This window comes from Cupriavidus oxalaticus (genome assembly GCF_016894385.1).
Classification (GTDB): domain Bacteria; phylum Pseudomonadota; class Gammaproteobacteria; order Burkholderiales; family Burkholderiaceae; genus Cupriavidus; species Cupriavidus oxalaticus.
In genome coordinates this window covers 527,874-551,060 of sequence record NZ_CP069811.1, presented here as the reverse complement: position 1 = coordinate 551,060, position 23,187 = coordinate 527,874, and the positions used below count along the sequence as shown (strand labels likewise).

The following is a 23,187-nucleotide window of genomic DNA, read 5'->3' as shown; positions in this document are numbered from 1 at the left end:
AAGCACCCAGGCCGCGGCCAGGCCGCCCCCCACCGCGGCCAGCCCGGCCGCCCAACGAAATCCGAGCCGCTTCATCGCTGTCTCCTCCGCACCCTTTCCGGGTCCTTTGACAGCATCGTAGGCGGCGCCCGCCGCCGGCTCTTCGTCCGAGCAGACTAGGGGGTATCCCGAGGAAATGCCGGAGCGCCGGCGCCATGCCATGCACCGCGTTGCATACCCGGCGCGGCATACAGCCGCGCCAGCGATGCCGCGCACCCGGACAAGCCGGACGGCGCCAGCTGCAGCGCATGGGCACTCAGCAAGCCCCACAGGTGCGCGACCAGCAGGCCGGCCTGTGCTGGCTCGGCCATCCGGACCGCCAGCGCGTTGCGCAAGGTATCGGCACCCCGCAACACGCGCGCGCGCAGCGGACACAGCTCGCAGGCGGTGCCGCACTTGTGCTGCAGCAGGAACGCCAGCAGGCTGACATGGCGTGCCATGCCGTCGTCATCGAGCAATGCGGCAAGCGCGGGCTCCAGCATGTCCGTGGCCGCGCCGGCGTGGTGCCGGGCAGCAAGCGGCGCGAGCCGGTCGGCAAGATCCGCTTCGGCACAGGACAGCAGCGCCCCCATCAATGCGGCGCGCGAGCGGAAATGGGCATACACCGCCCCGCGCGTCATGCCGATGGCGCGGGCCACATCCTCCAGCGTGACGCAGTGCACGCCGCGCTGGCGCATCAGCTGCTGCGCGCTGGCAAGAATGCGCCCGCGCGTGGCAACAGCATCGTCGCGGCTACGCCGGACCATCGCTGCGGTTGCCGCCGTTCTTACACGAAATGCACGTCGTCCGGCCCCCAGTGGGCGCGCATGCCCTGGATGCGCCCGTCCGCGCCGAACGTCATGATGTCGGTCACGTCGATGCGTGCCGGCTTCCCCTCCAGGCGCGCATGCACTGCAAAGGTCAGCGCGGCGGCGTTGCCGTGCGAACCGCGCGGCGGCGCCACCACCTCCAGGCGGGCGCCGAGCGAGGTGGCGTGCTGGTAGAAGGCAAGGATGGCCGGCTTGCCGGCAAGCGGCTGCGCGCCGACCGGGTCTTCCACCGTGGCATCGTCCGCGTAGAGCGCGGCGACACCTTCGGCATCGCCGGCATTGAAGCGTTCGACATAGGCAAGCAGCGTGGCTTTCATCGCGGCGCTATCGGGCATCGTGCTCTCCTTGTCCGTCAGCGTGCGGTGTAGCCGCCGTCGATCACCAGCTCGGCGCCGGTGACATAGCGTCCGGCATCGGAGACCAGGTACAGGATGCCCGCCGCGATGTCGCGCGGCTGCCCGACCTTGCCCATCGGCGTCTGGCTGCCGAGGTAGCCGAACAGCGCCTCGCCCTGCCCCGAGACCTGGGCCACGTGCTCGAGCATTGGCGTGCGGATATAGCCGGGATGGATAGAGTTGGCGCGAATCCCCTTGGCCGCATAGAGCATGGCATCGGTCTTGGCCATCATCCGCACCGCGGCCTTGGATGCATGGTAGGGCGGCACGTCCGGCCCCGCGGCAATGCCATACATCGACGACACGTTGACGATGGCGCCGCTGCCGGCGCGCTCCATGTGCGCAATGGCATGCTTGGTGCACAGGAAGGTGCCGGTCACGTTCACCGCCATCACCTTCTGCCATTGCTCCAGCGCCACCTGGTGGGTCGGTTCGTTCGGGCCTTCGATGCCGGCGTTGTTGACGAGGATGTCCAGCCCGCCGAAGCGCGCCGCCACCGCATCCAGCACGCGTGCCACGTCGCTTTCGCTGGTGACGTCGAGCTGCCAGAACGCGGCCTCGCCGCCCGCGCCGCAGATGGCCTCGGCGGTGGCCTTGCCGTCCGCTTCCAGCACATCGAGCACGGCCACCTTCGCGCCGGCGGCCGCCAGCACACGGGCGGTTTCCGCGCCGATGCCGCGCGCGGCGCCGGTGATGGCGGCTACCTTGCCGCGCAGGTCGAACAGGCTATACGGGTATTCCATGGTGTCTCCTCGGGTGTCGTTGTATGGGTATGGGCGCCAATTATGCCGCGACGGCCGGCGCGGTATCGGCGAGGAAGCCGAGGCATTCGCGATTGAAATATGCGGCATGCTCGACCATCACCCAGTGGCCGCAGCGGTTGATCATGACAAAGCGCGCATCGGCGCAGCCGCCGAGGAACTTCATCGCGCCCGAAGCAGGATTGAACTGGTCCTCCATGCCCCAGAAGCCGAGCACCGGGCATGCGATCTCGCCCAGCCGCGCGGTCAGGTTGGGCACGCTCATGGTGGCCAGCACCTCGCGCGGCTGCTCGCGGCACACCGCCATGCGCTCGTCCACCAGCGCGTCGGTGACCAGGCTGGCGTCATGCACCAGCAATTGCAGCAGCTGCCGCATGGTGTCCGGATTCATGTGCCCGCCGGTGAACAGCGACACCATGCGCTGGATGCCTTCCATCTGGAAGTAGGTCTCGCGCTCTTCCACGCCGCCCGGGGCCATCATGACCAGCCGGCTCACATGCTCGGGATAGTCCAGCGCGTACTTCAGCGCAATCGCGCCGCCGAGCGAATTGCCGACCAATACGCAGCGCGGCAGCTCCAGTGCCACCAGCTGCTCGCGCAGCGCGGCGACAAAAAAATCCAGCGTGTATTCGACGTCATCCGGCTTGGACGACAAGCCATAGCCGGGCAGGTCCACCACCACGGTACGGAAGCCCGCCGCGGCGAAGGCCGGCACGTTGAAGCGGAAGTTGCTGTGCCCGCTCGCGCCCGGGCCGCTGCCGTGGATAAAGACCACGGGTTCGCCGCTGCCCGCGTCCAGGCAGTGCAGCCGCAGGCCCCCGGACATGGTGACGAAGCGCCCGACCGGCAGGTTGGGATGCAGGGATGAAGGCGGTTGCTGTGGCGTAGCGGACATGAAAGCGTCTCCCGTGGAATCGTCCAGCGATATTGCGCAGCCATGGCCTGCCGGGCATCGTTCATTCGGACTACGAGCGATCCGGCCACTTCTCCTACGATGGGCCCTCCATGCATCAGGGGGACCCATGACAGGATTCGACTACACCGGCCAGGCCGTGCTGGTGACCGGCGGCATGCGCGGCATCGGCCGCGCCATCGGCGAGGCTTTCCTGCGCGCCGGCGCGCAGGTCTTCGTGTGCGGACGCACCGCGCCCGCGCACGACGGCGAACTGCCGAGCGCAGACGGGCGCAGCGCCCGCTTCATCGCCGCGGACATACGCGACCTCGAACAGGCCGATGCCATGCTGGCCGAGATTGCGCAGGCCAGCCCCACGCTGGACGTCGTGATCCACAACGCCGGCGGCTCGCCGTACGCCCTGGTCGCCGAAGCCTCGCCACGGCTGCTGGAATCGGTGATCCGGCTGAACCTGGTGGCACCGCTGCAACTGGCGCAGCGTGTCAATGCCCGCATGCAGCGGCAGCCCGGCGGCGGCACGCAGTTGTTTGTCGGCAGCGTCAGCGCGCTGCGGCCCTCGCCCGGCACCGCGGCCTATGGCGCCGCCAAGGCCGGCATCCTCAATGCGGTGCGCACCCTCGCGGTGGAATGGGCGCCGCGCGTGCGCGTTGCCGCGGTCAGTCCGGGCATGGTGCTGACCGACACCTCGCGCGACCAGCACTACGGCGACCCCGAGGCACTGCGCGCGATGGCCGCGACAGTGCCGCTGGGCCGCCTGGCACAGCCCGATGACATCGCCAATGCATGTCTGTTCCTGGCTTCGCCGCAGGCGTCGTATGTGTCCGGCGCCAACCTCGTGATCGATGGCGGCGGCGAACGTCCGGCCTTTCTCGACGCCGCGTCGCTGAACCGCACTGAGTAGGGAATCCGCCTAGTCCGTTCTGCCGATTTGTGCAGGTCTCCCCCTCTCTACGCTTGCGGCCAGATGCGCGCCATTCGAAGTGCCAGGCCATGCACCACCACCGAAACCAAGGGGAGACCACCATGCACCAACCACCACGCGGCCCCGTGAAGCGCCGCAGCCGGCTGCGGCCGATCGCCGCCGCGGCCGCACTGGCCACGCTGCTGGCGCCGTCGGCACAGGCCGGCGACACGATCGACTTCGGCCGCGATACCACGCTCGACTACAGCGTCACGGCGTCCTACGGCGCAGCGGTGCGCACCGGCCACCGCAGCGACACGCTGCTGAGCCCGGCGAATATCAACGGCGACGACGGCGACCGCAACTTCAAGCCCGGCGACATGATCGCCAACCGCGTGTCGCTGCTGGGCGAGGCCCACCTGCGCCACGGCGCCTTCGGCGCGCTGCTGCGCGGCAGCGTGTTCTACGACTGGGCCTACCGCGGCACCAACTCGAACAATGCGCCGTTCACGGTCAACCACAGCGGCCCGTTCAACCAGTTCACGGAATCGGCGCAGGACTACCATGAGCATCGCGCCCAGCTGCTCGATGCCTATGTCTACGGCACCACGCCGATTGGCGGCACCCAGCTGAGCTTCAAGCTGGGTAACCAGGTGGTGGCATGGGGCGAGAGCCTGTTCTTCGCGAATATCGCGGGTGCGCAGGGGCCTGCGGATGCCACCAAGGCCTTCGTGCCGGGCGCCGAGGTCAAGGACATCCTGCTGCCGGTGCCGCAGGCCTCGCTGCAGCTGCAGGTGACGCCGTCGTTCAGCCTGGTGGGCTATTACCAGTTCACCTTCAAGCCGAACCAGCTGTCGGCGCCGGGCAGCTATTTCAGCACCAGCGACGTGGTCGGCCCGGGCGCGGAGTTCATCATCGGGCCCGGCTTCCGCATCCCGCGCGGGCCGGACATCCGCCCGTCAGACTGGGGACAGTGGGGCGTGGGCGCGCGCTGGCGCGTGTTCGAAGGCACCGAACTCGGCCTCTACCAGCTGCGCTACCACGACAAGAACCCGAGCGTGGTGACCTCGCTGTTCCCCACGCTGCAATACCAGGAGAAGTTCTTCGGCGGCATCAACCTGACCGGCGCCAGCTTCTCCACGCAGGTGCTCGGCGCCAACATCGCCGGCGAGGTCAGCTACAAGGACGGCATCCCGATGCTGGTGGACGTGGCCGGCTCGCCCACGGCCTCGCGCGGCAAGGCGCTGCAGGGGCAGCTGTCCGCGATCTACTCGGTGGGGCCCACCTTCCTCGCCAACTCGCAGACGCTGCTCGGTGAAATCGCTTACCTGCACGTGCTGAGCGTCGATCCGGTGATGGGCTTCAGCCAGCTGACCAACACGCGCAACTCGGCGGCGTTCCAGCTGGGCTGGTCGCTGACCTACAACAACGTGTTCGATGGCTGGGACATGACCGTGCCGCTGACCTACGCGCACCAGTTCAGCGGCCGCTCGGCGGTGGCCGGCGCCTTCGGCACGCTGATGGGCTATGGCGACCGGCGCGCCAGCGTTGGGGTGACCTTCAAGTACCTGAACAACCTGGAGCTCAACCTGACCTACGCCGCGTTTATCGGCGGGCCGAGCATCACCAACCGTCCGCTGGCGGACCGCGACTACGTGGCCTTCAACGCCAAGTACTCGTTCTGACGCCTGCTTCGCCCCGAGCTGCCGCGGCACGTTGCCGTGGCAGCGCAACCGCTCCGCATCGCCATGCACGCCGACCAGATCGCCTCACTCAGCCACGAACTCCACCACGCGCTCGTTACGCGCTCGCCCGTGCCGCCGCTCAGCGGCCGCGGGCTCAAGCTCGATGTCAGCGACGCCTACCGCATCCAGCAAGGCTTCATCGCCCACCGGCTCGCCGCGGGCGACCGCATCACCGGCAAGAAGATCGGCGTGACCAGCCAGGCCGTGCAGCAGATGCTCGATGTGCACCAGCCGGACTTCGGCATCCTCTTGCAGAGCATGCACTACGCCGCGGGCCAGCCCATTCCGGCGCACACGCTGATCCAGCCGCGCGCCGAGGGCGAGATCGCCTTCTTCCTGCGGCGCGAGCTGCGCGGGCCGGGCGTGACGCGCGAGGACGTGCTCGACGCGACCGAGTCGGTGGCGGCGTGCTTCGAGATCGTCGACTCGCGCATCCGCGACTGGCGCATCCGCATCGAGGACACCGTCGCCGACAACGCCTCCTGCGGTGTCTACGTGCTCGGCGGCGAGCGCGTCAGCCCGCACGCGCTCGACCTGGCCGCCTGCGCGATGACGCTGGAGAAGAACGGCGAATGCGTGGCCACGGGCCTGGGCAGCGCCGCGCTCGGCCATCCCGCCGATGCGGTGGCCTGGCTGGCCAACATGCTGGGCAGCTTCGGCATCCCGCTGCTGGCCGGCGAGGCCATCCTGTCGGGCTCGCTCGCGGCGCTGATCCCGGTCCAGGCCGGCGACCGGCTGTCCATGCATATCACCGGCATCGGCGGCTGCAGCGTCGCGTTTTGCTGATTCCCTTGCTGACTCCCTTGCTGACTTCCTGATTCCTTCCACTTGCCACGCGAGACACCATGAACAAGATCCGATGCGCCCTGATCGGGCCCGGCAATATCGGCACCGACCTGCTCTACAAGCTGCGCCGCAGCGACATCCTGGAACCGGTCTGGATGGTCGGCGTGGAGCCGTCATCCGAGGGCCTGGCGCGCGCGCGCGAACTCGGCCTGAAGACCACCAGCGACGGCATCGACGGCCTGCTGCCGCACCTGGAGGCCGACGATATCCGCATTGCCTTCGATGCCACCTCCGCCTACGTCCACGCCGAGCACTCGGCCAGGCTGACGGCGCGCGGCGTGCGCGTGATCGACCTGACGCCGGCGGCGATCGGCCCGTTCTGCGTGCCGCCCGTCAACCTCGAGGCCCACATCGGCAGCAACGAGATGAACGTGAACATGGTCACGTGCGGCGGCCAGGCCACCATTCCGATGGTGCATGCGGTGTCGCGCGTGCAGCCGGTGGCCTATGGCGAGATCGTGGCGACGGTGTCGTCGCGCTCGGTGGGGCCCGGCACGCGCCGCAACATCGACGAATTCACGCGCACCACGGCGGGTGCGATCGAAGCCGTGGGCGGCGCGCGCCAGGGCAAGGCCATCATCGTGATCAACCCGGCCGAGCCGCCGCTGATCATGCGCGACACCATCCACTGCCTGACCGACGAGGCGCCCGACGTCGCGGCGATTACCGCGTCGGTACACGACATGATCGCCGAGGTGCGCAAGTACGTGCCCGGCTACACGCTGAAGAACGGCCCGGTGTTCGACGGCAAGCGCGTCTCGATCTTCCTGGAGGTCGAGGGCCTGGGCGACTACCTGCCCAGGTACGCCGGCAACCTCGACATCATGACCGCCTCCGCCGCCCGCACCGCGGAGTGCATCGCCGCCGCGATGCTGTCCACCGCCACCACCACTGCCTGAGGAGCCACGCCATGGGCCAACGCATCACCCTGCACGACATGACCCTGCGCGACGGCATGCACCCGAAGCGCCACCAGATCTCGCTGGAACAGATGAAGGGCATCGCCCGCGGCCTGGACGCCGCCGGCGTGCCGCTGATCGAAGTGACCCACGGCGATGGCCTGGGCGGCGCCTCGGTCAACTACGGCTTTCCGGCGCACAGCGACGAAGAATACCTGCGCGCAGTGCTGGGCGAACTGAAGCATGCACGCGTGTCCGCGCTGCTGCTGCCCGGCATCGGCACCGTCGACCATCTGCGCATGGCGCACGACATCGGCGTGCAGACCATCCGCGTCGCCACCCATTGCACCGAGGCCGACGTGTCCGAGCAGCATATCGGCATGGCGCGCCGGCTTGGCATGGATACCGTGGGTTTCCTGATGATGGCGCACATGGCGCCCGTGGAAGTACTGGTGCAGCAGGCGCTGCTGATGGAACGCTACGGCGCCAACTGCCTGTACATCACCGACTCGGCTGGCCACATGCTGCCGCACGACGTCACCGAAAAGCTGGGCGCCGTGCGGCAGGCGCTGCGTCCCGAAACCGAACTGGGCTTCCACGGCCACCACAACCTCGCCATGGGCGTGGCCAACTCGCTCGCCGCGATTGCCGCCGGTGCCACGCGCATCGACGCCGCCGCCGCGGGACTGGGCGCCGGCGCGGGCAACACGCCGATGGAGGTGCTGGTGGCCGTGTGCGAGCGCATGGGCATCGAGACCGGCGTCGATGTGTTCCGCATCGCCGATGTGGCCGAGGACCTGGTCGTGCCGATCATGGACCACCCCATCCGCATCGACCGCGACGCGCTGACGCTGGGCTATGCCGGCGTGTATTCGTCGTTCCTGCTGTTCGCCAAGCGCGCCGAGGCCAAGTACCGCATCCCCGCGCGCGAGATCCTGGTCGAGCTGGGCCGGCAGCGCCTGGTGGGCGGCCAGGAGGACATGATCGAGGACACCGCGATCACGCTGGCGCGCGCGCGGGGATTGCTCGCGGCATAGGACTTCTGCTTGTTGCCTCGCCCTGGCGCCGCGGCCATGCAGCGCCTTTCCTATCCATCAGAAACAGGAGACTGGTTTCCATGCCTAGACTTCCCGCCCCCTTGCGGCTGAGTCTCGCCGCCGCGGCCCTGGCCGCGGCGGCCAACCCCGCCCACGCGCTCAACGTTCTGCTGACCAATGACGACGGCTGCGCCGCGCCCGGCATCACCGCCGTGCGCAAGGCCTTGCAGGATGCGGGGCACCGCGTCATCACGGTTGGCCCGGCCAGCAACCAGAGCGGCTCCGGTGCCGCCTACGCCGTGCCCGACGGGCGCACGCGGCTGGTGGTGGAACCACTCGCCGGCGGCGCCGACACGTACTGCGTGCACCGGGTCAAGCCCACCTACGTGGCCGGCGGCGCGCTCGATGCCACCAACGCCGACTACATCGGCAGCGGCTCGCCGGTCGATGCCACCGCCATGGGCCTGAAGATCGTCGGCCCGGAAAGCGGCTTCACGCCCGACCTCGTCGTTTCCGGCGCCAACTTCGGCGAGAACCTGTCGGACTCGATCCCGCATTCGGGCACGGTGATGAACGTCCTGTTCGCCGCCCGGCGCGGCGTGCCGGCCATCGCGCTGAGCGTCGGCGTCGACTTTGCCGAGGCGCGCAGCGGCTTTCCCGCGACGCTGGCCGCCTTCCCCAAGGCCGGGGCCTTCCTGGCCCGCGTGATCGCCAGCCTCGAAGCCACGCGCACGCCCGGCCAGCCGCTGCTGCCGGTGGCGCATCCGCTCAGCATCAACTACCCGATCATCGCCGGCGGACAGGCTCCCGCCGGCGTACGCCTGACCATGCCGGGCACGGTGGATTCGTTCACCACCGCATACAAGCGCAATGCCGACAACACGGTGTCGATCGAGGCCGGCGCAGCGGATGCCGAGTTGAAAGCGCTCGCCCGCACCGCGGAGACGCCGGCCTTCCTGGCCAAGTTCATCACCATCTCGCCGCTCGACGTGGATTTCCGCCCGACGCCGCTGGCGCGCGGCCTGTTCAACCGCTCGCACCGCGACCTGGCCGCGCTGGCGCCCTGAGGACGACATCATGGGCAAGCAACCCGGAAAAAACTGGCGCCATCTCGTGCTCGCATGCGCGGTGGCAGCCCTGGCGGCATGCGGGGATGACGAATCGCGCGACCTCAGCGGCACCGCTGCGGTCGGCGCAGCGCTGGCGGGCGCATCGGTGCAGCTGCGCGACACGCAAGGCCAGGTGCGCCAGGCGACAACCGACGCCAGCGGAGCCTTCCGCCTGGCCCGCGTGGCGGAAGGCGCGGTGATGGTGCGATGCGACGGCGGTCTTGCACAGGGCGAGGCCAACCGGCAGCAGCTGCACGGCCTGGTGCTGGCGGGGCAAACCATCAACTGCACCCCGCTGACCGAGCTGGCACTGTGGAAGCTGCTGGACGGGCCGCCGGCGCGCGTCTTCGACAGCTTCGGCCCGGAGCACGCGGCGCGCCTGGCCGCCGACGCCGTCGCGGCGGCCGAGCAGGCGGTGCTGGAGGCGCTGGCCGAGGGCGCCGGTGTCGATATCGATCCCGCCGCCGTCCCCCGCCGCTGGCATGACACGCCGCTCGCGGCCGGCAACCCCGGCGACCCGCACGATGCCGCGCTCGACGCCATGCGCGAGGCGATATCCGACCAGGCAGCGCTGGACCTGATGGGAGAGATGGTGGTGCACGGCGTGTGCCGGGCAGACAACACCTGCGGGTAGGCGGCTCGCCGCAGTAAAGCGCGGGCGCTTGCCGTGCGCAGGTGCCGGTGCTTCTCCTACAAACCCGGAGCGGAAATGTCCCCTTTGGCAAGAGGGTGGCATTTCCGCTTTTTTTATTCGTTGTTGAATCTTTTTTAGAGTATTGGCGCGATGTGGAGCCCGCGGTGCCTTTACAGCTACACTGGCCCGACCGTATTCCGCCGGAAGCCGTACAGCCCATGACCCGCTCCGTCCCGCTCCGCTTCCGCCGGCCCCCGCTATGCGCCGCCAGCCTGCTCGCCCTGTCGTGCCTGTCATGGCCGGCGGGCGCGCAAGCTCCGGCCGCGGGCGCCGCGCCGCCCGTGCCTGCCGCGACGCGGCCGGCCACGGTTGCCGGCACTGCCACAACCGCCTCGGCCAATACCGCCACCCACGTCCTGACCCTGCGCCAGATGGGCGCCTACGGCCCGATCGCGCTGCGCGGCGTGGATCACGCGCGCCGGCTCGATATCGGCGTGCGGCTCGATGAAGTGGTCACGGCGGCCAGGCTGAAGCTGGCCTTCAGCTATTCGCCGGCGCTGGTGTTTCCGCTGTCGCATATCAAGCTGACGCTGAACGACGAAGTCATCGCCACGCTGCCGCTGGAAGAAAAGGAAGCCGGGCGCCTGGTCACGCGCGAGATCGATATCGACCCGCGCTTCTTCACCGACTTCAACCACCTGCGCGTGCAGCTGATCGCGCATTACACGCTGGACCATTGCGAGGACCCGCTGCACTCGAGCCTGTGGGCCGACATCAGCCCGGCGACCACGCTCACGCTCAATACCTCGCGCGTGACGCTGCCGGATAACCTGGCGCTGCTGCCGGCGCCGTTCTTCGATCGCCGCGACAACCGCCGCGTGACCGTGCCGTTCGTGCTGCCGGCCGGCGCCGACGGCGCAACGCTGCGCGCCGCGGGCGTCGCGGCGTCATGGCTGGGCGCGCTGGCCGCCTGGCGCGAGGCGCGCTTCCCGGTGGCGCGGACCGTGCCGGCCGGCAGCGACGCCATCGCCTTCGTCACACCGCAGACCATCCCGGCAGGCCTGAACCTGTCGGCGATCGCGAGCCCCATCGCCGGCCCTACCGTCAGCCTCATGCCCAACCCCGCCAGCCCGGACCGCAAGCTGCTGGTCGTAGCCGGGCGCAATGCGCAGGAACTGCAGACCGCGGTCAATGCCCTGGTGCTGGGCAAGGCGGCCATGGCCGGCAACAGCGCACGCGTGGAGTCGGTGGACATCGGCAAGCCGCGCCGGCCCTATGACGCGCCGGCGTGGGCGCCGACCGACCGCCCGGTGCTGTTCCGCGAACTGGTGCCGGACCCGCAGGACCTGCAGGTCGCCGGCAGCAACCCGAACCCGATCCGCGTCAACCTGCGCGTGCCGGCGGACCTGTACGACTGGACCCGCAGCCACGTGCCGCTGAACCTGCGCTACCGCTATACCGCGCCGCCCACCTACAACGACTCGGTACTGAGCATCGACATCAACGACCAGCTGGTGCGCTCATACCGCCTGCGCCCGCTGGCCAGCACCGACGACCACAACGTGGTCAGCGTGCCGCTGCTGTCGGGCACCACCGCGTCGGCATCGCAGCGGGTCGGCATCCCGGCGTTCCGCGTCGGCAGCAACAACCAGATGCAGTTCCAGTTCCATATCGATTCGCAGAAGACAGGGCTGTGCACCTCCACCGCGACCGACGTGGCGCGCGCGGCGATCGACCCGGACTCGACCATCGACTTCAGCCGCTTCTCGCACTACACCGGGCTGCCCAACCTGGCGTACTTCGCCAACAGCGGCTATCCCTTCACCCGGCTGGCCGATCTCGCCGACACCGCCGTGGTCGTGCCCGATGCACCGACCGCGACGGACCAGGAAGCGCTGCTGTCGCTGCTGGGCCATATGGGCAAGTGGACCGGCCTGCCGTCGCTGCGCGTGACGGTGGTGCCGACGACGGAGCTCGACAGCGTGCGCGACCGCAACCTGCTGCTGATCGGCACCGGCAGCGGCGCCGCCACGCTGGAAAAATGGGGCAAGTCGCTGCCGCTGCTGATCGCGCGCGGCAAGACCGAGATTTCGCTGCGCGACCAGCGCACCGGCGTCTGGTCGAACTGGCTGGCCGGCGTGCGCGAAGACCCGGTCACGCCGGTCGGGCGCGCCATCCTGTCCGCCGATGGCCCGGTGGCGGCGCTGGTCGGCTTCGAATCGCCGCTGGCCGACGGCAACACCGTGGTCGCGCTGACCGCCACCGAGGACCGCCGCGTGGCCGATGTGCTGGACGCCCTCGAGAACCCCGGCAAGGTGGCACAGATGCGCGGCGACCTGACCGTGATCCGGCAGGACCAGGTCGATGGCCTGCGCCTGGGCGAGCGCTACTACGTCGGCGACCTGCCGTGGTACGCGCGCATCTGGGTGCGGGTGTCGGCCTTCCCCAGCCTGCTGGCGATCGGCGGCCTGCTGGCCGGGCTGGTGGTGGCGCTGTCGCTGTTCTGGACACTGGGCAGGCTGGCGGCGCGGCGCGGCGGGAGCTGACATGCGGCGCACGCTGACAGGCCTGGGCCGATGGCTGGCGGCCGGCGCGCTGGCCTGTGCAGCGCTGGCCCCGATCGCCGCTACGGCCGCTACTGCCGCTGCTGCCGCTGCTGCCGCGCCCGCGCCGGCCTGCAAGTGGGCCGACTGGGATGCCTTCCGCCAGCAGCTGATGAGCGCCGACGGGCGCGTGATCGACCGCAGCTCGGAGCAGCAGGCCACCGTTTCCGAAGGCCAGGCCTACGGCCTGTTCTTCGCGCTGGTGGCCAACGATCGCGCGAGCTTCGACAAGCTGCTGGCCTGGACCGAGAACAACCTGGCGCAGGGCGACCTGGTCTCGCACCTGCCGGCTTGGATCTGGGGCAGGCTCACGCCCGAGCAGGCGGCCAGCGCCGGCCATCCGGCCAACCCCGGCAACCCGGGCAGCGGCTGGGGCGTGATCGACAGCAACCCGGCATCCGACGCGGATTTGTGGATCGCCTACGCGCTGCTGGAAGCGGGCCGGCTGTGGCAGGAGCGCCGCTTCACCGCGCTCGGCACCTTGCTGGCGCGGCGCATCCTGCGCGAGGAAACCGCGCTGCTGCCGGGCCTGGGCCGCACCGTGCTGCCGGGACCGCAGGGCTTCAGGCTGGGCGACAAGCGCTGGCGCCTGAACCCCAGCTATGTGCCACTGCAGGTGATGCGCCGGCTCGCCGCCGCGCTGCCGGAAGAACCGGCGTGGCAGCAGATGGTCGGCACGTCGGCGCGGCTGATGCTGGACACCGCGCCGCGCGGCTTCTCGCCCGACTGGGTCGAATATGAAGTTGGCCGCGGCTTCCTGCCCGACGCGGCCACCCACGCCGAAAGCGCCTACAACGCGATCCGCGTCTACCTGTGGGTCGGCACGCTGCCGGCCGACGAGCCCCAGCGCGCCGCGCTGCTGCGCACCTTCACGCCGCTGGCCGACTATGTCGCGGCCAGGGGCTACCCGCCCGAGCGCATCGACACCCAGACCGGGCAACCGGGGCCCAACGCGGGCAACGGCGGCTTCAGCGCCGCGGTGGCGCCGTACCTGGCCGCGCTCGGCCGCGCCGACCAGGCCGCCGCGCAGGTGCGCCGCACGCGCGAGCTGGCGCAGCGCGAGCCCGGCGGCCAGGCCGGCTATTACACCCACGTGCTGACGCTGTTCGGGCTCGGCTATCTCGACGGCCAGTACCGTTTTGCCCGGGACGGCGCGCTGCTGCCCGCTTGGAAGACCGGATGCCCCGCGCGCTGAACCCGATCCTGCTGCCGGCACTGTTCGGCGCCGCCGCGGTGGCGCCGATGGCGGCAGCGCCGGCGCTGGCCCAGCAGGCCCAACAGGCCCCTCAGGCCCCTCAGGCCCCTCAGGCCCCTCAGGCCCCTCAGGCCCCTCAGGCCCCTCAGGCCGCCAAACCCTCGCCCGAGCTGGCGCAGCTGCTGTCCGCGGCGCGCATGTGGGAAGCCAAGAACCGCGCCGACGTGGCGCGCGGCATCCTCGACAAGGCGCTGCTGATCGATCCTGGCCAGCCAGACGCGCTGATGCTGATGGGCCTGATCGAGCTGCGCTCCAACCGCCCGCTCGAAGCCGAGAAGATCCTGCGCCGGCTGCGCCAGGCCAACCCGGGCCACCCCGCCACGCTCGAACTGGAAGACGCCTGGCGCATCGCCACGCGCGACAAGGCCGAGATGGCGCGCATCCGGCTGCTGGCGCGCGCCGGCAAGTCCGACGAAGCCATTGCCCGGCTGCGCCAGCTGTTCCCGCGCGGCGCCCCGCGCGGCGAGCTGGCGATCGACTACTACCGCATCCTGGCCGGCACACCCGCCGGGCGCACCGCCACCATTGCCGAGCTGCGCACGCGCGTGCGCCAGGACCCGGACGACCTGCGCCTGCAGATGGCACTGGCCAGCCTGCTGACCGACCGCGAGGCGACGCGCCAGGAAGGGCTCGGCATCCTGCGGCGCATCGCCCGGCGGCCCGACGGCGACCGCAAGGGCGCGCTGGAGATGTGGCGGCGCACGCTCTACAACGTCAGCGACGATCCCGCGTACTACAAGTGGTACGAGGCCTACCTGCAGGAAGTGCCGGACGACGAGGCCGCGCGCCAGACGCTGGCCGAGCTGGGCAAGCGCACCACCGCACACCAGCGCGAGCAGGCCTACCAGGCGCGGCGCGAGGGCGAAAAACAGCTGGCGCGCGGCAATGTGCGCGAGGCCGAGACCGCGCTGGAGAGCGCCAACCGCAAGCGCCGCAACGAAGGCGAGACGCTTGGCAACCTGGGGCTGGTGCGCCTGCGCCAGGGACGCCACGACGAAGCGCGCGAGTTGTTCACGCGCGCCGCCGAGCTCGATCCCGGCAACCGCGGCAAATGGCGCAGCCTGCAGGGCACCGCCACGTTCTGGGGCACGCTGGCGCGCGCGCGCGAGGCCAATGCCCAGGGCAAGCCGGCGCAGGCCGAAGCGCTGGCGCGCCAGGCGCTGCAGCAGCAACCGGACAATGCCAATGCGCGCGCCATCCTCGCCGACGCGCTGATCGCGCAGGACCAGCCGGCCGAGGCCGAGCGCCTGCTGCGCGCCAACCTTGCCGGCCCCGAGCCCGATATCGGCAGCCTGCGCACGCTGGTCAGGCTGCTCAATGAAAGCGGGCGCGGCGACGAGACCGGGCCGCTGATCGCCAGCACCGCCAGCCGCCTCAAGGGCTCGGCCGACGAGCTGCGCAGCCTGCGCGCCGAACTGCTCGCGCTACAGGGCGAACAGCTGCTGGCGCAGCGCAAGCAGGGCCCGGCGCTGGCGCTGCTGGAGGAATCGATCCGGCTGGCGCCGCAGGACCCGTGGACGCGCTTCACGCTGGCACGCGCCTACCGCGACCTGGGCCTGCCGGCGCTGGGCCGGCGCGTGATGGACGAAGGCGTGGTCGCCGCCGGCAACGCCGAGATGCGCTATGCCGCGGCGCTGTACCTGAATTCGGTCGACGACATCGACGCCGCCAGTGCGCTGCTGGCTGGCGTGCCGGACGCCGAACGCTCCGACGGCATGCGCCGCCTGTCCGGCAACCTGGCCGCGCAGCGCCTGCTGCGCGAAGCGCGCCAGCTGTCCGCGCAGGGCCGCGAAGACGAAGCCATGGCCCGGCTGCGCGCGGCCGCGGCCGAGGTGCCCGACGATCCGCAGATGCTGGCCTCGGTCGGGCGCGAATGGATCGCGCTGGGCCAGCCGGACACCGGCCTGAAGCTGGTCACGGACTGGCTCGACGCGCATCCGGACGATCCCGCCATCGACGTGCGCATCCGCTATGGCGAACTGCTGGCCGCGGCCGGGCGCGACGAGGTGCTGCGCGCCTGGATCGCCGACGTGCGCGCGCGTCCCGGCCTGAACGCCGCGCAGCGCGCCGACCTCGACGACCAGTCGCTGCGGCTGGCGGTGCGCGAAAGCGACCGCCTGATCGCCGGGGGCGATTTCGCCGGGGCGCAGCGCACGCTGATGGCCGTGCCCGCAGCGCAGCGCAGCGAGCGCCGCTGGCTGCTGGCGCTGGCCGACCTGCGCGAGGCCCGGGGCGACTATGCCGGCGCCGCCGACGCTGCGCGGCAGGTGCTCGCGATCAACCCGAGGGACGCCGGCGCGCGGCTGATGGTGGCCAACATGCTGGAGCGCCAGGGCGACGAGAAGCAGGCGCTGGAGATCGTGCGCGCGGTGCTCGCCGATACCCCGGAGGACGACATCGACACGCGCCTGTCGATCGCGCGCCGCTTCACCGCGATGCGGCGCGAGGATGAGGCGCTGGCGGTGGTCGGCCCGCTGCGCCAGCGCTATCCCGAGCGCGCCGACATCGCGGTGCAGGCCGGGCGCATCGCGCAGTCGCGCGGCAACTTCGACGAGGCCGCGGCGCGGTACCGCGAGGCGCGCGTGCTGGAGCAGCGCGAGGGCGTCAGCCCGAGCGCCGAAGGCACCGAAGGCACCGCGGCCGGCCGCGCGCTGGCCTCGCTCGAAGCCCGGCGCGAAGGCCAGGTGGCCTCCGCGGTGCTGTTCTCGCACAAGACCGGCGATCCCGGCATCTCGCGCCTGCTGGCGACCGAGATCCCGCTGTACGTGCGCATCCCGCACGGCTACACCGGCCACACCTTCTTCCATGCCGACACGGTGCTGCTCGAAGCCGGCACGCTGCCCGCCGACAACCTGTCCGCCTCGCGCGACTTCGGGCGCATCCGCGCGCTCGGCAATACCGGCCTCGGCCCCATCGGCCAGAACGACCGCGGCGTGGCGCTGGCCGCCGGCTACGAGTTCAACGGCGCCTACAACAGCTGGCGTGCCGACATCGGCACCACGCCGCTGGGCTTTTTGCGGCAGAACCTCGTCGGCGGGGTGCGCTGGCGCGGCGAAATGGGGCCGGCGTCGACCACCATCGACGTCTCGCGGCGCGCCGTCACCAGCAGCCTGGTGTCGTACGCAGGCGCCACCGATCCCGCCCATGTCGACCCGGCCACCGGCGTGGTCACGCCCGCGGCCACCTGGGGCGGCGTGGTGCGCAACGGCGTGCATGTGCGCTATGCGCGCGACGTGGGGCGCTTCGGCCTGTTCGCCGATCTGGGCTACGGCATCTACACTGGTCACAATGTCCTGACCAACCGCGAGTTCACCGTGCGCACCGGCTTCGACGTGCCCGTCTTCGTGCGGCGCGACCAGCGCCTCACCAGCGGCCTGGTGCTGAACTACTGGCGCTACAGCGAGAACGACCGCTTCTACAGCTTCGGCCACGGCGGCTACTACAGCCCGCAGCGCTACCTGTCGTTCGGCATCCCGCTGGACTGGACCGGGCGCCGCGACAAGCTGTCGTGGCGCGTGCGCGGCTCGGTGGGGCTGTCGAGCACGTATGAGAAGTCGATGCCGTACTACCCCACCGATTCCCGGCTGCAGGAACGCTCCGGCAATGCCACCTACGACGGCGGCTCCGGCGGCGGCTTCAGCTACACCATCGGCGCGGCCATCGAGTACCGCTTTGCCCCGCACTGGGTAGCCGGCGCGGTGTTCGAGATCGACCGCTCGCGCGACTATGCGCCGAACCGCGCGCAGGCCTACGTGCGCTATGTCTTCGACAAGCAGCAGGGGCCCGTGCCCTACCCGCCCACGCCGGTGCGGCCTTACTCTACCTACTGAGCCACATAGCCACGCCATGAACGACGCTAGCCGCCCAACCGCCCCGCCGCCGCGCTCGCGCAGGAAGCCGCGCGCCTGGCTGCAGGCGCGCCCGGCGCTGGCCATCGATGCGCTGCCGCCGGCGCTGGCAGCGCTCGAGCCCACCGCCGTGCACGTGGTCTATGCCGACGCCACGCCCGCCCGCGACGCGCTGTTCTGGCAGAGCGCGGCACGGCTGCTGCGCGCGCGCACCACGGTGCTGTCCCCGCGCGAACCGGCCGGGATCGCCGACATGCTGCGCGCGCACGGCCTCGACATCGAACGCTCGCGCACGCTGCATCCGCGCGCCAACATCTGCACGCTGCGCGGCGTGCCCGGCCGCTCCGGCATCGCCGTGCTGACTGAAGCGCTGCAGGCCGTGGTGGACCAGTGCGGCGCACAGGGCAGCCAGTTCCTGGTGGAAGGCGCGCCGGGATATTTCCGCTGGGACGACCCGGTCGCGCTGGCCGATGACGGCGAGCTGCTGGCACGATGGTGCAGAAGCAACAGCTGTGGCGTGCTGCTGGTGATGGCGCCGCCCGGCGATACGGAGGCGCTGCAGCTGGCGTCGCTGGCGGGATTCCACCGGCATTTCGCCGGCGTGGCGCGGCTGGCGCAGCAGCACGGGCACTTTGTCTGGGAAGTCGGCTTCTGGCGCCACAAGGACGCGATCCTGCCGCCCGAGGTGGTGCCGCTGCGCTTCTCGCCGGTGGACCGGGGCCTGGTGGCCGGCAGCGGCGCGGACGACGCCATCGCGCCCGGCGAGGCGCCCACGCTGCTGGCTCCCGACGAGGACCGCATCATCGTCAGCCGCGCAGCGGTGCTGCGCGAACGCTGGATCCCCGCGCACTGGCAGGTGGTCGACGACAATGCCGCCGCGGTGGCCGCCGCTGCCGGTGCGGTCGCCGCCACCGTCGTGCTGCACTACGGCCAGATCGCCGAGCTCGAGACCCTGGCCAGCCAGGTGCACCAGCTGCGCCACGACGGCGGCAAGGCGCTCAAGATCGTGGTGCGCGAGGACCACGAGATCCTGCGCCAGCGCTACGAGCTGCTGATGATGACGCTGGGCGCCAGCCTGGTGATCCACCGCAACACGCCGTTCGCGCGCGTGCAGACCATGATCGAGGCGATCCAGGGCCAGGTGTTCTCGCGCCCGATCCTGCCCGACTACAAGAGCGCCCTGTCCGCGGTGGTGGCCACCGCCGCCACGGGCTACGTGCCGCCCGCCGACTTTATCTCGCTGGTGCGCACCACGCTCGAGCGCAGCAGCGTGATCCGGCTGCCGCACGTGCTGCTGGAACTGCCGCTGCTGCCCGAGGTGGCACATGTCGACGCGCTGCGCGCGTGCCAGATGCAGGATGCCGGCGACCTGTGCACCGCCGGCAGCAACGCGGTCTACGCCTTCTTCTTTGCCTGCCGCATGGAGAACATAGAGACGGCTTGCCGCCATGTATTCGTGCGGCCGATGTCCGAGCTGTTCGGCGGCGAACTGCGCTGCGGCGATGCCGAATCGATCCTGGGCTCGCTCAAGCGGCTCGAAGCCGATATTGCGCAGCGCCCGGTGCAGGACTACAGCGGCTGGCTGGCCAGCCAGCCCGATCCGTCGCCGGTGGCGGCGCCGGCAGAACTGCCGCCGCAGGACGCCCCGATCCCGCTGCCCGCGACCTCGCGCGCGCGCCGTGGGCGGCGCGCGCAGCCGCAGGCGTTTGCCATCCCGCTGAAACCGCAACGCTAGGCAAGACCGACAGGAAACCACCATGGACGTGTTTCTCGGCTATTTCATCTGGGGACTGATTTTGGCCGTGCCGGTGGCCTGGGTCGTCTGGCACTTCCGGCTGCTGCGGCTGCTGCCGCGCTGGCGCCTGCCGCGCGCGCGCCGCGCCGTGCGGCTGCCGCCCCAGCTGCAACCGGTGGTGATCCGCGGCCGGCCGTGGCGCGGCGTGCACGGAGAGCGCGGAGAGCGCGAATGAAGACCGTGGCCATCGTCTCGGCCGTGGGCGGCGCGGGCCGCACCACCGTCACCGCCGAACTCGCCACGCTGCTGGCCTGGCACGGCCATCCGGCGCTGGCCGTCGAATGCGACCCGCGCGGGCTGCTTGGCTTCCACTTCGGCCTGCGCGCACCGGCGGAGGCAGGGCTGTGCAACACCGCGAACTGGAGCGAGGCGGGGCAGCGCAGCGACGACGGCGTGCTGTTCGTGCCGTGGGGCGATCCCGGCAGCGCCGCCGATCAAGGCCGCATGGCCGAGCGCCTGGAGCGCGAGCCGCACTGGCTGCGCAACCTGCTGGCCCAGGTCGACCTGCCGGCCAATGCGCTGGCGCTGGTCGACAGCGCGCCGTGGCCGTCGCCGTATGCGCGCCAGGCCATCGCCGCGGCGGATCTCGTGCTGGTGCTGGTGCCGCCGCAGCCGCAGACCTGCGCCACGCTGCCGCCGCTGCGCGCGGCGCTGCGCGATACCGGCACGGCTGTCGCCTACGCGGTCACGCGGCTGCAGCCGGCGCGCCAGCTCCATACCGATATCTCGGTGCTGCTGCGCGCCACGCTGGACGGCGACCTGCTGCCCTACGACGTGCATGAGGACGCCGCCGTGCCCGAGGCCTTCGCCCGCGGCGAGAGCTTCTGCCGCAGCACGCCCTACTCGCAGGCGGCGCATGACCTGCAGGGACTGGCCTCGTGGGTATCGGGCTGGAGCCTGCTGGCCGTGCGCGGCAAGGCCGGTCCCGACAGCGTGCGCGACATGGGCGCCCGCCCGATGGCCGCCGAGGCCGACCGCACATGATGCGCGCGCTGCTGCCCCTGCCGCTGCGCCGGCGCGTGGCCGACTGGTTCCAGGCGCTGCGCCGCGCGCTCGCGCGAGAGCTGGGCGTGGCCGCCGAGGCCCCGGCGAGCCTGTGGCTGCTGCGGGTGTTCTTCCGCACCCCGCCGCGCGGGCGCCCCGACGTGGCGCTGCTCACCGCCAACTGGGTGCGGCGGCGCCTGCGCCAGCGCCTGGACATCCCGCGCCACCAGTACGGCGCGGGCATCTGGCTGCACCGCGCGCTGCTGCGGCCGCCACGCGCGCTGGTGCCGCTCGCCGCCGACGTGCACGGTCGCCGCAGGCCGCAGGCGCCGCCCGAGCCCAGCGCGCTGCGGCGCTGGTTCCGGGGCTGGCTCGAGCCGGTCTACTTCCGCGCCAAGCGGCTGCGCCGGCGGGTCCTGGCGCGGCTGCCGCGCATCGACTGGAAGCGCGTGGGACTACGCCTCGAGTCGCTGTCGCCCACCTTGTCCGGCGTGCCGTGGCTGATGCCGGCGCTGCTGTCGCTGGCCGCCGCCGCGGGGATCCTGCTGTGCACCACGCCGCTGCCGCTGCGCGACCAGTTCCTGCTGGCCATGCTGATCATCCTGGGGCTGCTGGTGCTGCGGCGCATCCCGGGGCGCGCCGCCACGCTGACCATGGCCGCGCTGTCGGTATTGATGGCCGGCCGCTATATCTGGTGGCGTATCACGAGCACGCTGCAGTTCGAAAACGTGCCGGAGGCGGTCTTCGGCTACCTGCTGTTCGCGGCCGAGGTCTATACCTGGATCGTGCTGTTCCTGGGCTACGTGCAGACCATCTGGCCGCTCAACCGCCAGCCGGCGCCGCTGCCACCGGATCCCGCCTCCTGGCCCACCGTCGACGTGCTGATCCCCACCTACAACGAACCGTTGCGGGTGCTGCAGCCAACCGTCTACGCCGCGCTGGGCCTGGACTGGCCGCCCGAGAAGCTGCGCATCTACATCCTCGACGACGGGGCCCGCGACGAGGTGCGCGACTTCGCGCGCGACGCCGGCGTGGGCTACCTGGCGCGCACCGAGCACGCGCACGCCAAGGCCGGCAATATCAATTCGGCGCTGCGGCACACGCAGGGCGAGTTCGTCGCGATCTTCGACTGCGACCACATGCCGGTGCGTTCCTTCCTGCAGATGACGATGGGCGAGTTCCTCGCCGACCCCAAATGCGCGATGGTGCAGACGCCGCACCATTTCTTCTCGCCGGACCCGTTCGAGCGCAACTTCGATACCTTCCGCCGCGTGCCCAATGAAGGCAGCCTGTTCTACGGGCTGATCCAGGACGGCAACGACTTCTGGAACGCCACCTTCTTCTGCGGTTCGTGCGCGGTGATCAAGCGCGCGCCGCTGGAAGAAGTCGGCGGCATCGCGGTGGAGACCGTGACCGAGGATGCCCACACCGCGCTGAAACTGCATCGGCGCGGCTACAACAGCGCCTATATCCGCATCGTGCAGGCCGCCGGGCTCGCCACCGAGAACCTGGCGGGCCATATCGGCCAGCGCATCCGCTGGGCGCGCGGCATGGCGCAGATCTTCCGCATCGACAACCCGATGTTCGGCAAGGGCCTGCATTTGTTCCAGCGCCTGTGCTACACCAACGCGATGCTGCATTTCTTCTACGGCATACCGCGGCTGATCTTCCTGACCATGCCGATCGCGTACCTGTATTTCGGGCTGCATGTGATCCACACCTCGGCGGTGCTGATCATGGCGTACGTGCTGCCCTACCTGTTCGTCGCCAACGTCACCAACTCGCGCCTGCAGGGACGCTACCGGCATTCGTTCTGGGCCGAGGTCTATGAATCGGTGCTGGCGTGGTACATCGTGCTGCCGACCACCATGGCGTTCATCAACCCGAAGCTGGGCAAGTTCAACGTCACGGCCAAGGGCGGACAGATCCAGGAAGAGTATCTGGACTGGACCATTTCCAAGCCTTACCTGGTGCTGCTGGCGCTGAACGCCATCGCACTGCTGCTGGGCCTCGGGCGCATCCTGTTCGATCCGGCCTTCGAGCCCTCGGCGATCATCATGAACCTGGGCTGGGCGCTGGCCAACCTGGTGATGCTGGGCGCGGCCATCGGCGTGGCGCGCGAGGCGCGCCAGGTGCGCGTGTCGCACCGCATCCCCATGCGCGTGCCGGCGACGCTGCTGCTGCCCGATGGCCGCACGCTCGCCTGCAAGACCGAGAACTATTCGCTCGGCGGACTGGGCCTGGCGCTGCCGGTGGAGGCCAGGGTCGAGCCCGGCACGCACGTGGGCGTGTGCCTGTCGCGCGGCACCCGCAGCTACCACTTTCCGGCGGTGGTGACACGCAATGCCGAGCGGCAGATGGGCGTGCGCTTCGACGGCATGGACGCGCGCACCGAGCAGCAACTGATCCAGTGCACCTTCGGCCGCGCCGACGCCTGGATCCACTGGGTCGACGAACAGCCGGTGGACGTGCCGCTGCGCGGCCTCAAGGAAGTGATCGAGATGGGCTACCAGGGGCTGCTGCGGCTGGTCGATGCATTCCGCGGCGCCACCACGGCACTGGCCGGGCGCGTGCGCCCGCGCCGGCTCTGACCTCAAACACAACGCAAACGCGG

General features: G+C 70.6%; 18 protein-coding genes. 14 read left to right on the top strand and 4 right to left on the bottom strand.

Annotation, left to right across the window (positions count from 1 at the left end; all coding sequences use genetic code 11):
• Positions 1-155: 155 nt before the first annotated feature.
• The 4 genes from JTE92_RS02430 to JTE92_RS02415 are packed head-to-tail and all read right to left on the bottom strand — an operon-like array spanning position 156 to position 2,899.
• A complete protein-coding gene (locus JTE92_RS02430) occupies positions 156-785 on the bottom strand; it encodes a TetR/AcrR family transcriptional regulator (RefSeq protein ID WP_063239591.1) in 630 nt (209 codons plus the stop codon).
• A gap of 20 nt (positions 786-805) precedes the next feature.
• A complete protein-coding gene (locus JTE92_RS02425; RefSeq protein ID WP_063239590.1) occupies positions 806-1,183 on the bottom strand; it encodes a nuclear transport factor 2 family protein in 378 nt (125 codons plus the stop codon).
• Positions 1,184-1,200: 17 nt separating this feature from the next.
• Positions 1,201-1,986 carry an SDR family NAD(P)-dependent oxidoreductase gene (locus tag JTE92_RS02420; protein ID WP_063239589.1) on the bottom strand — a complete coding sequence of 262 codons (786 nt, stop codon included), beginning with the start codon at positions 1,984-1,986 and terminating at the stop codon, positions 1,201-1,203.
• A gap of 40 nt (positions 1,987-2,026) precedes the next feature.
• A complete protein-coding gene (locus JTE92_RS02415) occupies positions 2,027-2,899 on the bottom strand; it encodes an alpha/beta fold hydrolase (protein ID WP_063239588.1) in 873 nt (290 codons plus the stop codon).
• Between the two features lie 127 nt (positions 2,900-3,026).
• Between JTE92_RS02415 and JTE92_RS02410 the strand changes: the two genes are divergently transcribed.
• From JTE92_RS02410 to bcsA, 14 genes are all read left to right on the top strand, one after another.
• On the top strand, positions 3,027-3,818 hold the full coding sequence (locus JTE92_RS02410; RefSeq protein WP_063239587.1) for an SDR family oxidoreductase: 792 nt from the start codon (positions 3,027-3,029) through the stop codon (positions 3,816-3,818).
• 122 nt (positions 3,819-3,940) lie between these two features.
• On the top strand, positions 3,941-5,503 hold the full coding sequence (locus JTE92_RS02405; RefSeq protein ID WP_063239586.1) for a DUF1302 domain-containing protein: 1,563 nt from the start codon (positions 3,941-3,943) through the stop codon (positions 5,501-5,503).
• Between the two features lie 63 nt (positions 5,504-5,566).
• Complete coding sequence (gene dmpE, locus JTE92_RS02400; RefSeq protein ID WP_063239656.1) at positions 5,567-6,349, top strand: 2-oxopent-4-enoate hydratase; 783 nt, start codon at positions 5,567-5,569, stop codon at positions 6,347-6,349.
• A 59-nt stretch (positions 6,350-6,408) separates the two neighbouring features.
• Positions 6,409-7,308, top strand: a complete 900-nt coding sequence (locus tag JTE92_RS02395; protein WP_063239585.1) for an acetaldehyde dehydrogenase (acetylating) — start codon at positions 6,409-6,411, stop codon at positions 7,306-7,308.
• Positions 7,309-7,319: 11 nt separating this feature from the next.
• Complete coding sequence (dmpG, locus tag JTE92_RS02390) at positions 7,320-8,345, top strand: 4-hydroxy-2-oxovalerate aldolase (protein WP_063239584.1); 1,026 nt, start codon at positions 7,320-7,322, stop codon at positions 8,343-8,345.
• Positions 8,346-8,425: 80 nt separating this feature from the next.
• On the top strand, positions 8,426-9,412 hold the full coding sequence (gene surE, locus JTE92_RS02385; protein WP_063239583.1) for a 5'/3'-nucleotidase SurE: 987 nt from the start codon (positions 8,426-8,428) through the stop codon (positions 9,410-9,412).
• A gap of 10 nt (positions 9,413-9,422) precedes the next feature.
• Positions 9,423-10,088, top strand: a complete 666-nt coding sequence (locus tag JTE92_RS02380; protein WP_063239582.1) for a hypothetical protein — start codon at positions 9,423-9,425, stop codon at positions 10,086-10,088.
• 218 nt (positions 10,089-10,306) lie between these two features.
• A complete protein-coding gene (gene bcsB / locus JTE92_RS02375; protein ID WP_084254647.1) occupies positions 10,307-12,634 on the top strand; it encodes a cellulose biosynthesis cyclic di-GMP-binding regulatory protein BcsB in 2,328 nt (775 codons plus the stop codon).
• Position 12,635: 1 nt separating this feature from the next.
• Positions 12,636-13,886, top strand: coding sequence for a cellulose synthase complex periplasmic endoglucanase BcsZ (gene bcsZ, locus JTE92_RS02370; RefSeq protein ID WP_063239581.1), 1,251 nt, complete (start codon positions 12,636-12,638; stop codon positions 13,884-13,886).
• Positions 13,871-17,776, top strand: coding sequence for a cellulose synthase subunit BcsC-related outer membrane protein (locus JTE92_RS02365; RefSeq protein WP_063239580.1), 3,906 nt, complete (start codon positions 13,871-13,873; stop codon positions 17,774-17,776). The genes bcsZ and JTE92_RS02365 overlap by 16 nt, the downstream gene beginning before the upstream one ends.
• Positions 17,777-17,792: 16 nt before the next feature.
• Positions 17,793-19,529, top strand: a complete 1,737-nt coding sequence (gene bcsE / locus JTE92_RS02360; RefSeq protein WP_063239579.1) for a cellulose biosynthesis protein BcsE — start codon at positions 17,793-17,795, stop codon at positions 19,527-19,529.
• A gap of 22 nt (positions 19,530-19,551) precedes the next feature.
• Positions 19,552-19,764 (top strand): hypothetical protein, encoded by a 213-nt coding sequence (locus JTE92_RS02355; protein ID WP_063239578.1) that lies wholly within the window; start codon positions 19,552-19,554, stop codon positions 19,762-19,764.
• Positions 19,761-20,573, top strand: coding sequence for a cellulose biosynthesis protein BcsQ (gene bcsQ / locus JTE92_RS02350; RefSeq protein ID WP_063239577.1), 813 nt, complete (start codon positions 19,761-19,763; stop codon positions 20,571-20,573). Before JTE92_RS02355 ends, bcsQ begins: the two co-directional genes overlap by 4 nt.
• A complete protein-coding gene (gene bcsA, locus JTE92_RS02345) occupies positions 20,570-23,164 on the top strand; it encodes a UDP-forming cellulose synthase catalytic subunit (RefSeq protein WP_232353382.1) in 2,595 nt (864 codons plus the stop codon). The genes bcsQ and bcsA overlap by 4 nt, the downstream gene beginning before the upstream one ends.
• Positions 23,165-23,187 lie beyond the last annotated feature (23 nt).